The organism is Kocuria salsicia (assembly GCF_039532055.1).
Taxonomy (GTDB): domain Bacteria; phylum Actinomycetota; class Actinomycetes; order Actinomycetales; family Micrococcaceae; genus Kocuria; species Kocuria salsicia.
Window position 1 is genome coordinate 61,249 of sequence record NZ_BAAARF010000012.1, and the last position, 12,836, is coordinate 74,084.

Below are 12,836 nucleotides of genomic sequence, written 5' to 3' on the forward strand. Positions count from 1 at the left end.
GTGAGCGGGGCCGCGGGACTCAGTCCGTTCCGCGGCCCTCTGCGCGCAGGATCTCCCGCGAGCGGCTGACGTCCTCGCGCATCTGCGCGACGAGGGCGTCGACGCCCCGGTAGGCCACCATGCCGCGAAGACGTTCCACGAACTCGACGACCACCGTGGAGCCGTAGAGGTTGAAGTCCTCCACCGTCTCCTCCGGGCGGTCGATTACGTGGGCCTCCACCTGGCGGGAGACACCGTCGAACGTGGGGTTGGAGCCGACCGAGATGGCCGTGGGCCACCGGGTGCCCTCCTCGTCCACGAGCCAGCCGGCGTAGACACCGTCCGCCGGGATGAACCCCGACGCGTCGGGCGCAAGGTTGGCGGTGGGGAAACCGAGTTCGCGTCCCCTCGCGGCGCCGTGGACCACTTCCCCGCGCATGCGGTGGGGTCGTCCGAGCAGCTGCGCGGCCCCACGCACGTCACCGGCGTCAAGGCATGAGCGCACCCAGGTGGAGGAGCAGCGGCGCTCGGCGCGGCGGTCCGCTGGCTGCTCCTGCGGATCCTCCTCGTCCGGCACGGTGCCACGGACGTCGTCCACGACCACGACCTCGAAGCCGTGTTCCCGGCCGAGCTCGGTGATCGCCCTGAGATCTCCGGTGTTGTCCCGCCCAAGCCGAACGTCCGAGCCGATGACCAGGCACACCGCACCCAGGGGCTTGACGAGGTAGTCGACCACGAACTGCTGCGGGGTCAGCTCGGAAAACTCGAGGCTGTAGGGCAGCACGAGGACGGCGTCCACACCGGTCTCCTCGAGGGCGTCCAGCTTGTCCTCCGGGCCCATGATCAGACCGGGGTGCGAATCGGGCCTGTGCACGAGGGCCGGGTGAGGATCGAAGGTCACGACCACCGAGCGCGCGTGGTGGGACCGGGCGACGTCGAGCAGGCGCGCGAAGACTCGCTGGTGTCCGCGGTGGACACCGTCGAAGTTCCCGATCGTCACCACGGAGGGACCGAAACCGGGGGTGACTTCGTCCAGGCTTCTCCAGCGAATCACAGTTCTCCTCGTCGTTCGTCGAGTGCGGGGCGCACCGTCTAGAGCCTACCGCTCACCGCGGGAGGGCCGCGTCATCCACAGCCACGCGAGGCCCACCACGGGCAGCACGAGCGGCACGTAGCCGTACCCCGCTCCGAATTCGGACCACACGCTTGCCTTGGGGAACAGCTGCGGTTCGAACATGCTGAGCGCTCCCACGCCCAGGACACCCAGGAGCTCCGCACCCACGGCCCACGTGGCCACTGCGTGCCAGCCGGGACCGGTCTTCGTCAGCGCCACGGTGGCGAGAACGTAGATCGCCGCGGACAGTGTGGAGAGCAGGATGGCCACGGGTGCCATGCTGAACTCGGTGGCCAGCTGGTACAGCGATCGCACACCGGCGGAGAGCGAGAAGATCCCGTACACGACAATCAGTACGCGCCCGAAGCCGGAACTCTTGCGGTCGGTGCGCCGGGTGTGCATCGAACCGCCGAAACGCTTCTGCAGCGTGGAGTGGGAGGACTCGGGGTCCATGGCCGTCCTTTCGTCACGCGGGCGCCGGCCGGCGCCACCGGGGTCAGTGGGGTCAGTGGGGTCAGTGGGGTCGATGGGGTCACTGGTAGTACCAGATGAAGTTCATGCGGTAGACCATCACGACCACCACGGGCCCCGCGGCCCCCAGGATCAGCGTGGACCACCGGGAGCGCTCCACGAGAGACCACACGAAGGTTCCCGCCGGGATGAGCAGCGCGGTGAGCAGGTAGCCCCAGTACTCGAGCACGCTGCCGGAGGCGGGCGGGCCGAGCACGGGAAGCAGCAAGGAACCGATCGCGTAGGCGAGCAGGAAACCCTCGAGGAGCAGCACGGAGCCCTGCGAGTAGTCGTCCGGTACGCGTCCGCGCAGGGCCTGCACCACGCACACCAGGCACGAGAGCGCGCCGAGCACCGCGGAGGCCCAGAACCAGCCGTCGTAGCCCCACAGCATCAGGACTTCCCCTCTGAGCCGGGTTCGTTGTTTGTGGAGACCTCGGCGGGATCCGTGAAGGTCACGCCCGCTGCGATGCCGAGCACCGACGTCGCGTAGCGCTTCTCGCCCCGGCCCCGCTCCTCGGCCAGCGCCACCAGGGTTCCGTCCGGGGCAAAGCAGGCGACGACACCGTCACCCGAGTCCCCGGAGACGGCCAGGGTTTTCCCCTCGGCGGCGATCCTGCGCCCGTGTGAGAGGTCGGTGGCCTGTACCGCGCTCAGCTCGCGCACGGGGAAGAGGCCGCGTGCCGCGATGTCCAGGGGCACCGTGCTCACCGTGCCCCCGGAGCGGACCTGCTCGGCGAGCTCCTCGAGGGTGTGGGCCTGCTCGAGCGTGAAGGAGCCCACGCGCGTGCGGCGCAGCGCCATGAGGTGCCCACCCACCCCGAGCGCCTCGCCCAGGTCCCGTGCCAGGGCGCGGATGTACGTGCCGGAGGTGCAGGTCACCGTGGCAGTGAGGTCCACCGCCGCGGCGTCCGTGGACCGGGTGACGGTGTGCACCGTGAACTCCCGCACGGTGACGGGACGCGCCGCGAGCTCCACGTCCTCGCCCCTGCGGACCCGGGCGTAGGAGCGCTCGCCGTTGACCTTGATGGCGCTCACAGACGAGGGGACCTGCTGGATCTCACCGGTCAGCTTCCCCACCGCAGCGCGGACCTGCTCCTCCGTGAGGGCCTCGAGCCGCTCTGGCGGGGCCTGGCGCATGACGTCACCCTCGGCGTCGTCGGTGACCGTGGCCGCCCCCAGGCGGATGGTGGTCTCGTAGGTCTTGTCCGCGCCCGTGACGTAGGTGAGCAGCTTGGTGGCCCTCTCGACCCCGAGCACGAGTACGCCCGACGCCGCGGGGTCCAGCGTGCCCGCGTGGCCCACCTTCCGCGTGCCCGCCAGGCGGCGCATCCGTGAGACCACGTCGTGGGAGGTCCAGCCGAGCGGCTTGTCCACGACGACGAGCCCGGCCACCCTCGGGAGAGAGGGTGCCGGGCTCGGAACGTCTTCTCGCGCGGTCACCGGGTTCAGTCCTGCGACCGGCTCTCGGGGGCGACGTCGCCCTGCGCCTCGTCCTCGGAGGTGCGGTAGGCGTCCTCCCCCGCGGCGTACTGCGCGCCCTCGGCCTGCTCGGCCACGCGGGCGTCCTGCTCGCGGGCGGTGCGCAGCAGCGACTCCAGCCGCTCGGCGTCGGCAGGGATCTCGTCCGCCACGAAGGTCAGCGTGGGGGTCAGGCGAGCTGTGATGTTCTTGCCCACCTCAGAGCGCAGGATGCCCTTCGCGGACTCCAGGGCGCGGGCGGTCTCCTCGCGCTGCGTCTCGTCCCCGTACACGGTGTAGTAGACGGTGGCGTGCTGCAGGTCGCTGGTGACGCGGGCGTCCGTGACCGTCACGAAACCGACCCGCGGGTCCTTGATGCGGCGTTCGAGTGCCTGGGCCACGATCACCTTGATGCGATCGGCCAGGCGGGCGGCGCGTGCGGCGTCGGCCATGGTGGTGCTCCTCGTCCTCGGGCGACGCCGCGGCGTCGCACAGTCGTGGGGTGGCCTCGCCAGGGCGGGGCCCACCCGGAACGGTCCGCCCGTGAGGCACGGACCGCGGGACGCGGCCGGGCACCCGGTCACCCGGGCACCCGGCCGCGCGGTTCCGCCCGCCCCCGGACCGGCAGGTCGGGGACGGGAGGGACGACCTGTCAGTCGCGCGGCTTCTCGCGCATCTCCCAGGTCTCGATGATGTCACCCTCGTGGATGTCGTTGAAGGAGCCGAGTCCGATACCGCACTCGTAGCCCTCACGCACCTCGGTGGCGTCATCCTTGAAACGGCGCAGCGAGTCGATGGTGAGGTTGTCCTGCACCACGTTGCCGTCGCGCACCAGGCGGGCCTTGCCGTTGCGGCGCACAACACCCTTGGTGACGTAGGCACCGGCGATGTTGCCCCACTTGGAGGAGCGGAACACCTCGCGGACCTCGGCGGTGCCGAGCTCCACCTCCTCGTACTCCGGCTTCAGCATGCCCTTCAGCGCGCTTTCGACGTCGTCGATCGCGTTGTAGATGACGGAGTAGAACTTCATCTCCACGCCTTCGCGCTCGGCGAGGTCCGTGACGCGCTCCGCGGGACGGACGTTGAAGCCGATGATCACGGCGTTGTCCACCGTGGCCAGGTTCACGTCGTTCTGCGTGATGGCGCCCACACCGCGGTGGATCACGCGCAACTGGACCTCATCCCCCACGTCGATCTTGAGGAGTGAGTCCTCGAGCGCCTCCACGGCACCGGACACGTCGCCCTTGATGATGAGGTTGAGGGTGTCGATCTTGCCCTCCGCCACGGCCTCGTCGAAGGACTCGAGGGTGATGCGCTTGCGGCGCTTCGCCAGTGCGGCGTTGCGGTCCGCGGCCTCACGCTTTTCGGCGATCTGACGGGCGGTGCGCTCCTCCTGCGTGGACAGGAAGGTGTCACCGGCTCGCGGCACGGTGGACAGACCCAGGACCTGCACCGGGCTGGACGGCAGCGCCGCCTCGACCGTGTTTCCCGTGTCGTCGAACATCGCACGAACGCGGCCGTAGGCCGCACCGGCGACGATCGAGTCGCCCACCTTCAGCGTGCCGGACTGGACCAGCACCGTGCAGACCGCGCCGCGGCCCTTGTCCAGGTTGGCCTCGATGGCCACACCGCGGGCGTTCTTGTTCGGGTTGGCCTGCAGCTCCAGGGCACCGTCCGCGGTAAGCACGATCGCGTCCAGGAGTTCCTCGATGTTGAGGCTCTCGCGGGCGGAGACGTCCACGAACATGGTGTCTCCGCCGTACTCCTCGGGCACGAGACCGTACTCGGTGAGCTGGCCGCGGATCTTCTCCGGGTTGGCGTCAGGCTTGTCCACCTTGTTGACCGCGACGACGATCGGCACGTTCGCCGCCTGGGCATGGTTCAGCGCCTCCACGGTCTGCGGCATGACGCCGTCGTCCGCGGCGACCACCAGCACGGCGATGTCCGTGACCTGGGCACCACGGGCACGCATGGCGGTGAACGCCTCGTGACCCGGGGTGTCGATGAACGTGATGAGCCGTTGCTGGCCCTCCACCTCCGTGGCGATCTGGTACGCACCGATGTGCTGGGTGATGCCGCCGGCCTCGCCCTCGATCACCTTGGTGTTGCGGATCGCGTCCAGCAGACGGGTCTTGCCGTGGTCCACGTGGCCCATGACCGTGACGACCGGGGGCCGCGGCGCGAGGACGTCCTCGCCCTCCGCCTCCAGCTCGGCGTCGAGGTCGATGTCGAAGGACTCGAGCAGCTCGCGCTCCTCGTCCTCCGGCGAGACCACCTGGATCTGGTAGCCGAGCTCGGCACCCAGCAGCTGGAACGTCTCCTCGTCGAGGGACTGCGTCTGCGTGGCCATCTCACCCAGGTGGATGAGCACGGTCACCAGCGACGCCGGGTTCGCGTTGATCTTCTCCGCGAAGTCCATGAGGGACGCGCCGCGGCGCAGGCGCACCACGGTGCTGCCGTCGCCGTGGGGAACCGACACACCGCCGACGGCGGGTGCCGACATCTGCTCGAGCTCCTGGCGCTTCGCCCGCTTCGACTTGCGGTGCTTGCCACGGGCTCCACCGCGGCCGAATGCACCCTGCGTGCCACCACGACCACCACGACCGCGGAAACCGCCGCCGGGACCACCCGTGCCGCCGGGTCCGCCCCCACCGCGGCGCGGACCCGAGCCGGGAGCCGGACGGCTACCGATCGGGGCGACACCGGTCGTGTGGCCGGGCATCATGTTCGGCGAGGGGCGGGGACCACCGGGGCGAGGACCGCCCTGACCCTGGCGAGGCGCACCCGTGCGGGGAGCGCCGGGACGCGGGCCACCCTGACCCGCCTGAGCGGGACGGGGCCCACCCGGGCGGGGACCACCGGGGCGGGGACCGCCCTGGCCGGAGCCGCTCGAGCGCATGCCCTGCTGGGGTGCGAACGGGTTGTTGCCGGGGCGCGGGGCACCGGGCTTGGCCGAGCGCTGCTGACCGGGACGGGAAGCCCCGCCACGCTGGCCGCCCTCGCCGCTGCGGCCCATGCCCTGCTGCGATGCGTACGGGTTGTTGCCCGGACGCGGCGCGGACTGGCCCGGCTTGGCGCCACCCGGCTTGGGTGCGTCAGAGCGGGGTGCGGGTGCGGCGCTCGAACGCGGCGTGGCGGACGCCGAGGAGTCGGTGGGCTCCTGGGAACCGGAGGTCTGCGCGGGTGCTGCCTGCTCGGAGGCGGGTGCCGCTTTCGCCGCAGGGTTCGGGGAGCCCGGAGCGGACGGCGCGGGCTTCGCCGCGCCGGACTCCGGCTTGGAGTGGGTCCGGCCGCCGGGCTTGGGTCCGGCCGCCGCCGGCTTGCGGGCACCCTGCGAAGGTGCCGCCTGCGCGGAGTTGCCACGACCTGCGGCGGGCTTGGACTGGTTCGCGCTCTCCCCGCCAGTGGGGAAGGCGGAACGCAGCTTCTTGGCGACGGGCGGCTCTACCGTGGAGGAGGCGCCGCGAACGAATTCGCCGAGTTCTTGAAGTTTGGAAATTGCTTCCTTGGACGTGATTCCGAGCTCTTTCGCGAGCTCGTGGACACGGGGCTTGGCCACTGTTCTCCTGTCTCAGCTCGCACCGAAACAGGTACGAACCGTTTATCTTCCGTTGACGCAACCACCGGACACGGGCATGGTGCTCACGCGTCCCGCGTGGCGGCGGGGTGAGTACGTATGAGTACTCATCGGCCGGCACTCATCGGTTTTCCATGGTCTTCTGACTCGCTTTCCTTGTGTTCGTCCTCCTGCGCCGGCAGGAGGACGCGGAGCCGCTCCGCGAGGTCGTCCGTCGAGACGGCCGCCCGGAACGAACGGTTCAGCGCCCGCCTCCGGATCGCCTGCTCGACGCACTGCCGGGTGGCGTGCACCCAGGCTCCTCGACCTCCCAGTCGGCGGTGGGGGTCCGCCACGGCCCGGGGGCCGTGAGGGGTTTCCTCCATCGTCACGCGGACGAGTTGATCAGGTGGTGCGACGATTCGGCATCCCACGCAGGTGCGCAGACTCGCAGTGCTCATCCACGCTCCTCATGATCCACAACCCGCTCCCCCGAGCACGCGGACGTGCAGGATCACGAGAGATGGTCTGCCTGATCAGACCACAGTCTAGCGCGCCGCCGGGGAATCGCCCGAATCACCGCGCCGCGAGGCTCACTGGGCCTTGGACTCCGCGACGATATCGATCCCCCAACCGGTCAGGCGTGCGGCGAGACGGGCGTTCTGCCCCTCCTTGCCGATCGCCAGCGAGAGCTGCGAGTCCGGGACGACGGCGCGCGCCGAGCGCCCCGCCTCGTCCAGGACCTCCACACGGCTCACGCGGGAGGGGGACAGGGCGTTCGCGATGAACGTGGCGGGGTCCTGCGAGTAGTCGATGATGTCGATCTTCTCCTCCCCGAGCTCGTTCATCACCGCGCGCACACGGGAGCCCATGTCACCGATGCAGGCGCCCTTGGCGTTGGCTCCTGGGCGGGTGGCGACTACCGCCATCTTGGTGCGGTGACCGGCCTCGCGAGCCAGGGTCACGATCTCCACGGAGCCGTCCGCGATCTCCGGGACCTCCATCTCGAAGAGTCGGCGAACGAGGTCCGGGTGCGACCGGGACAGGGTGATAGACGGGCCCTTGAAGCCGCGCTTCGCCTCAACCACGAGGGCGCGGATGCGGTCGCCGTGCTTGTAGGTCTCCCCGGGGACCTGCTCGTGCGGCGGCAGCAGCGCCTCGACGGTGCCCAGGTTCACCTGCACCATTTTGGGGTTGTTGCCCTGCTGGATCTGGCCGGAGACGAGCTCGCCCTCGCGGCCCTTGAAGTGGCCCAGCACGTTGTCGTCCTCGACGTCCCGCAGCTTCTGCAGGATGACCTGCCGGGCCGTAGCCGCGGCGATGCGTCCGAAGCCGGCCGGGGTGTCGTCGAACTCACCGATCCGGTGGTCCTCGTCGTCCAGCTCCGGCGCCCAGATGGTCACGTGCCCGGAGCGGCGCTCCACCTCTGCCCGAGCGCCGTTGATGGCACCGGGGGAACGCATGTAGGCGAGCAGCAGCGCCTGCTCTATGGTGGGGATCAGCACGTCCACCGGGATGTCGCGTTCGCGCTCCAGCAGCCGCAGTGTGCTCATGTCGATGTCCATGTGTCCCGCCTTCCCTCGCACCGCGCCGGGTTCCGTTCCGGGTGGGGCCGGGAACCAAACAGCGCGCCGCACGTGTCGTGCGGTGCGCTGCGGCGTGGTGTTCGTCGTGTTCTGTTGCGGTAATCGTACATCCCCGCGGGGACGTCAGATCTCGACCTCCACCTTCGCCGAGCGCACCTCGTCGTAGGCCACGTCCTCCGGGTCCAGGTACTTCACGGGCATCCCCTTCTTGGGCTGGTGCCAGCGCTGCAGCACGGCGTGGTCCTCGTGCGCCTCGAGCAGCCGGGCCGTGTAGCGCTCGCCCTCGAGCGGGCGGACCCGCACCAGCCGGCCCACGTTGCGGCGCCAGTGCCGCGGGGTCTCGAGCGAGCGCGTGGCACCGGGGGTGGAGACCTCGAGCTCATAGGGCGGGCCGGGCACCGGGTCCTCACGGTCCAGAGCGTCGGAGATCTCGCGCGCGACGGCCGCCACGCCGTCGAGGTCCAGGGATTCCGTGCCCTCGGTCACGTCAACGAGCACTCGCAGCGTGCGCGTGCCGCCCTCCCCCGTGAGCTCGCACTCCTCGAGGAAGAGCCCCGCGGCCTCGACCACCGGGGCCACGGTCTTGCGGATGGTGGCATTCTCGTGCGACGTCATGGGTTCTCGTCTCCTGTGGTTCGTGTCGTCCGCCGCACGGGCGGCCTCTGCCGGGCGGCGCTTCTCCCTATCATGGAGCAGACCCGTCCCCCGGAGGAATTCGTGAGTTCTCACCCGTCCATGCCCCGCGAGCGGAGCTGGCGCACCGCGGCCGCGGTTCTCGCCGTCCTCCTGCTGCTCGTGGTGGCCGCCGGTCTCTGGGCGCACTGGCGGCCGCTGTCGGACGACGACGCCGCCCGGCTCGCAGCCCGAGCCACCGCCGAGTCCGTGCGCGCCCAGCTGCACCCGGGGTCCTCCGCGTCCTCCGCGCAGGCGGGCAGTGCGAAGCCCTCGGACAGCACCGCACCCGCGGACGATTCCCCCCGTCCGGACACGGCCCTGCTCGCGGACGGCTCCCTGCTTCCGGACGCGGTCCTCGACCGTCAGCTCGACGAGCTCGGACCCCCGGCCACGCCGTCGCAGACCCGGCGCATGGCGGAGCGCGGCGAGCACGCCCCCGCGGTGGAGAGTCTCTCGGACGCCGCGGGACGGCTCGCCGAGGCCGCGGACGATGTGCACGACGGCGACCTCGCGGCGTCGCTCTCGGCCGTCGCGGCATCGTGGTGGGCCGCGGACGCCTCCTCCTCAACCGGCGGGTCGGAGACCAGCGAGGCGACGGACGATGGAGCTACGACCGGCAAGGGTGCGGCCGGTGGAGCTTCGGATGGTGAGGGTGCGGCCGGAGAGGCCGCGGGCAGCGGCTCACCCTCGGCTTCGGCGACACCCGCTGGGCCGGAGGGCTGCGAGCCCGAGCAGCTCGCGGCCGTGACCGCCGTGGACCGCGCGCAGTTCGTTGCCGAGGCCGCCCAGGCGCGGATCTCCACCGGGGACGCCGCGCGGGCAGATGTGGACGCCACCGTCGCACGGCTCCACCACGCGCTCGAGGACGGGCGTGCCGCGGGCCTGCTCGGCTGCGATCCCGGCCCGGTGGCAGCGTGGTACGACCTCCCCGAGGGGTTCACCGCGGATCCCGTCCGTGCGACGGGCACGGCAGAGCGGGAGGCGAGCGAGGCGGTTGTACGGGCCGTGGCCACCAGCACCGCCGGGCAGCGCTCCTGGTGGCTGGGCATCCTGCAGGACACTGCGCACGGCGCGCAGCGGCTGGACCCCCAGAAACCCGTGGCCGCGCTGCCCGGTCGCGGCTGACCCCGGGGGCGCCCGCGCATCCGATCCGGCGCGACGTCGCCGTCCACCAGGCGGGAACCCGGATCAGTGGCCGGTGAGCACGTCCCAGCCGAGCTTCACGATCAGCACCGAGACCACAGCGAAGAACACCACGCGGAGGAACGAGTTGCCCCGGGCCACCGCCGTGCGCGCGCCGATGTACCCGCCCGCCATGTTGCTCAGCCCCAGCACCAGCCCCAGTCCCCACAGGATCGACCCGTGGGCCCCGAACACCAGGAGAGCACCGAGGTTCGTCGCCAGGTTCGCGATCTTTGCCTTCGCACTGGCTTGCATGAAGCTGTAGCCGAGCAGCGAGACGAGGCCGATGATGAGGAACGAGCCGGTGCCCGGTCCCATGACGCCGTCGTAGAAGCCGATCACGGCGCCCAGCAGGACGGCCAGGCCGTAGTGCCGGGCGCCGCTGTGCCGCAGGTCGGTGAACCGGCCCATCGACGGCTTCGCCACCGTGAACGCCAGAACCGCGACGAGCGCCACCACGATGATCGGCTTGAACACCCCGGCTGGCAGCGCCGCCGCCACGGCCGCGCCCGCCCCTGCGGCCACGAAGGCCGCCGCCGCCATGGGCAGCGCCGTGAGCAGGTCCGGATGGATGCGGCGGTGGAACGTCACGGCGGAGGTGGCCGTTCCGAAGACCGAGCCCATCTTGTTCGTGGCCAGTGCCTGCACCGGGGTGAGCCCCGGGAGCATCAGCGTCACGGGCAGCTGCAGGAGTCCACCGCCACCCACCACGGCGTCGATGAACCCCGCGGCGAGGCCGGTGAGCACGAGCAGCAGCAGGAGACCGGGGGTCGCGGTGTCCAGCCCCGAGCCCGCGAGGAAGGAGAGATCCACCACCCCGCCCGTTCCGAGCGGACTCAGCGACCGACGCCCGGGGCGTCGCCCCGGACCTCGGCAGTGATCTCTCCGACCACGTCGTCGCGTGCGATGTCGCGGCTGGTGCCGGTGCCGCGGTCCTTGAGCTCCAGCACACCGTCCTGCAGACCGCGACCCACCACGAGCACGGTGGGCACGCCCAGCAGCTCTGCATCCCGGAACTTCACGCCCGGGGAGACCTTGGGACGGTCGTCGAACACGACCGTGATCCCGGCGGACTCCAGCTCCGCAACGATTTCCTCTGCGGCCTCCAGGATCTCCGCGCCCTTGCCCGTGGCCACCACGTGGACGTCGGCGGGGCTGATGTTGCGGGGCCACACTAGGCCCTTGTCGTCGTGGTAGTGCTCCGCGATGGCCGCGAGCGCGCGGGTCACGCCGATGCCGTACGAGCCCATGGTCACGGTCACGAGCTTGCCGTTGCTGTCGAGGACCTTCAGCCCCAGGGACTCCGCGTACTTGCGGCCGAGCTGGAAGACGTGGCCCATCTCGATGCCGCGCGCGATCTCCAGCGGTCCGGAGCCGTCCGGGGCGGCGTCGCCCTCGCGCACCGCGCAGGCTTCCAGCGTGCCGTCCCACGTGAAGTCGCGCTCCGCCACGAGCCCGTACACGTGGCTCTCCGCCAGGTTCGCGCCCGTGATCCAGGCGGTTCCGGGAACCACGCGGGGGTCCACGAAGAACGGGATGCCGGTGGCGGACTTCTCGCCCAGCAGGGGCTCGTCCGTGCTCAGCCCCGGACCGATGTAGCCCTTCACGAGCTGGGGGACGGCCCGCAGCTGCTCCTCGCTCGCGGCGGCCACCTCGAGCTCACCGCCCTGTCCCAGGGCGGTGCCGATGCCGGCCTCCACGCGCTTGAGGTCGATCTCCCGGTCCCCGGGGACGCCCACGGCCACGAGCTGCTTCGTGCCGTCCGGCAGCGTCACCGACAGCACCACGTTCTTCAGGGTGTCCGCGGCGGTCCAGGGCTCGCCCTCGCGGGGGTGCAGCTCGTTGGAGCGCTCCACGAGCGTGTCGATCGTGGGGCTCGACGGCGTGCGGTGCACCTGCGCGGCCGGGGCCTGCGAGTAGTCGAGCGGCTCCGGTGCCACGGTGGTCACGGCCTCGACGTTCGCCGCGAAGCCGCCCGCGGTGCGCACGAACGTGTCCTCCCCCACCAGTGAGGGGTGCATGAACTCCTCGGAGCGGGAGCCGCCCATGGCACCGGAGGTCGCGGCGACCGCCACCACCGGCAGACCCAGCCGCTCGAAGATCCGCACGTACGCGGCGCGGTGCTTGGCGTAGGACTCGTCCAGCCCGGCGTCGTCGACGTCGAAGGAGTAGGAGTCCTTCATGATGAACTCGCGCCCGCGCAGCAGCCCGGCGCGGGGGCGGGCCTCGTCCCGGTACTTCGTCTGGATCTGGTAGAGGGACACGGGCAGGTCCTTGTAGGACGAGTACATGTCCTTGACCAGCAGGGTGAACATCTCCTCGTGCGTGGGCGCGAGCAGGTAGTCCGCGCCCTTGCGGTCCTGCAGCCGGAAGAGGTTCTCGCCGTACTCGGTCCACCGGTTGGTGGTCTCGTAGGGCTCACGCGGCAGCAGCGCCGGGAAGTGCACCTCCTGCGCGCCGATCGCGTTCATCTCCTCGCGCACGATTCCCTCCACACGGCGCAGCACCGCGAGTCCGAGGGGCAGCCACGTGTAGATCCCGGGCGCCGCGCGGCGGATGTAGCCCGCACGCACGAGCAGCTTGTGGCTGTCGACGTCCGCGTCCACGGGGTCTTCGCGCAGGGTGCGCAGGAAAAGGGAGCTCAGGCGAAGCGGCACGAAAAGGTCCTAACCGCCCGGGGAACGGGCCGATCTGGGCAATGGATGTCTCCTGGGAGTCTATCGCTGTGCCCCGGGGATGCTCACGGCGGCACGGCGTCGCATGCCGCACGACG

Annotated in this window: 12 protein-coding genes; 1 reads left to right on the plus strand and 11 read right to left on the minus strand. The window is 70.9% G+C overall.

The genetic code is table 11. The annotated features are described in order from the left end of the window. Positions 1 to 19: 19 nt before the first annotated feature. The 9 genes from ABD264_RS10195 to ABD264_RS10235 all read right to left on the minus strand — a co-directional run bounded on the left by ABD264_RS10195 (position 20) and on the right by ABD264_RS10235 (position 8,821). Positions 20 to 1,033 (minus strand): bifunctional riboflavin kinase/FAD synthetase, encoded by a 1,014-nt coding sequence (locus tag ABD264_RS10195; RefSeq protein ID WP_144942264.1) that lies wholly within the window; start codon positions 1,031 to 1,033, stop codon positions 20 to 22. Positions 1,034 to 1,078: 45 nt separating this feature from the next. Then, the gene (locus ABD264_RS10200; protein ID WP_144942265.1) at positions 1,079 to 1,546 is read right to left on the minus strand and encodes a hypothetical protein; all 468 of its coding nucleotides are present in this window, start codon (positions 1,544 to 1,546) and stop codon (positions 1,079 to 1,081) included. A gap of 79 nt (positions 1,547 to 1,625) precedes the next feature. Beyond that, positions 1,626 to 1,997 carry a hypothetical protein gene (locus ABD264_RS10205; protein WP_144942266.1) on the minus strand — a complete coding sequence of 124 codons (372 nt, stop codon included), beginning with the start codon at positions 1,995 to 1,997 and terminating at the stop codon, positions 1,626 to 1,628. After that, complete coding sequence (gene truB, locus ABD264_RS10210) at positions 1,997 to 3,046, minus strand: tRNA pseudouridine(55) synthase TruB (protein WP_344205901.1); 1,050 nt, start codon at positions 3,044 to 3,046, stop codon at positions 1,997 to 1,999. The genes ABD264_RS10205 and truB overlap by 1 nt, the downstream gene beginning before the upstream one ends. A gap of 5 nt (positions 3,047 to 3,051) precedes the next feature. Beyond that, positions 3,052 to 3,516, minus strand: a complete 465-nt coding sequence (gene rbfA / locus ABD264_RS10215) for a 30S ribosome-binding factor RbfA (protein ID WP_344205902.1) — start codon at positions 3,514 to 3,516, stop codon at positions 3,052 to 3,054. A 200-nt stretch (positions 3,517 to 3,716) separates the two neighbouring features. Continuing rightward, entirely contained in the window at positions 3,717 to 6,623 is a 2,907-nt protein-coding gene (gene infB / locus ABD264_RS10220; protein ID WP_344205904.1) for a translation initiation factor IF-2, read from the minus strand. Between the two features lie 125 nt (positions 6,624 to 6,748). Then, a complete protein-coding gene (locus tag ABD264_RS10225) occupies positions 6,749 to 7,081 on the minus strand; it encodes a YlxR family protein (protein WP_344205906.1) in 333 nt (110 codons plus the stop codon). Between the two features lie 132 nt (positions 7,082 to 7,213). Further along, entirely contained in the window at positions 7,214 to 8,185 is a 972-nt protein-coding gene (nusA, locus tag ABD264_RS10230; protein WP_303106087.1) for a transcription termination factor NusA, read from the minus strand. Between the two features lie 144 nt (positions 8,186 to 8,329). After that, positions 8,330 to 8,821: a ribosome maturation factor RimP gene (locus ABD264_RS10235; RefSeq protein WP_144942272.1), complete on the minus strand. Its 492-nt coding sequence runs from the start codon at positions 8,819 to 8,821 to the stop codon at positions 8,330 to 8,332. Positions 8,822 to 8,923: 102 nt separating this feature from the next. Between ABD264_RS10235 and ABD264_RS10240 the strand changes: the two genes are divergently transcribed. Further along, positions 8,924 to 10,006, plus strand: coding sequence for a hypothetical protein (locus tag ABD264_RS10240; protein WP_303106086.1), 1,083 nt, complete (start codon positions 8,924 to 8,926; stop codon positions 10,004 to 10,006). A 63-nt stretch (positions 10,007 to 10,069) separates the two neighbouring features. Here the strand turns inward: ABD264_RS10240 and ABD264_RS10245 are convergent, their stop codons facing one another. Then, positions 10,070 to 10,876 (minus strand): sulfite exporter TauE/SafE family protein, encoded by an 807-nt coding sequence (locus tag ABD264_RS10245; RefSeq protein ID WP_303106115.1) that lies wholly within the window; start codon positions 10,874 to 10,876, stop codon positions 10,070 to 10,072. 23 nt (positions 10,877 to 10,899) lie between these two features. After that, positions 10,900 to 12,720 carry a proline--tRNA ligase gene (locus ABD264_RS10250; protein WP_303106085.1) on the minus strand — a complete coding sequence of 607 codons (1,821 nt, stop codon included), beginning with the start codon at positions 12,718 to 12,720 and terminating at the stop codon, positions 10,900 to 10,902. Positions 12,721 to 12,836: the final 116 nt, after the last annotated feature.

What these genes read in the sequence shown, in the direction of transcription:
- ABD264_RS10200 (WP_144942265.1), bottom strand. Translation starts at nt 1,546, where the DNA reads ATGGACCCCGAGTCCTCCCACTCCACGCTGCAGAAGCGTTTCGGCGGT.
- ABD264_RS10205 (WP_144942266.1), bottom strand. Translation starts at nt 1,997, where the DNA reads ATGCTGTGGGGCTACGACGGCTGGTTCTGGGCCTCCGCGGTGCTCGGC.
- rbfA (WP_344205902.1), bottom strand. Translation starts at nt 3,516, where the DNA reads ATGGCCGACGCCGCACGCGCCGCCCGCCTGGCCGATCGCATCAAGGTG.
- ABD264_RS10225 (WP_344205906.1), bottom strand. Translation starts at nt 7,081, where the DNA reads ATGAGCACTGCGAGTCTGCGCACCTGCGTGGGATGCCGAATCGTCGCA.
- nusA (WP_303106087.1), bottom strand. Translation starts at nt 8,185, where the DNA reads ATGGACATCGACATGAGCACACTGCGGCTGCTGGAGCGCGAACGCGAC.
- ABD264_RS10235 (WP_144942272.1), bottom strand. Translation starts at nt 8,821, where the DNA reads ATGACGTCGCACGAGAATGCCACCATCCGCAAGACCGTGGCCCCGGTG.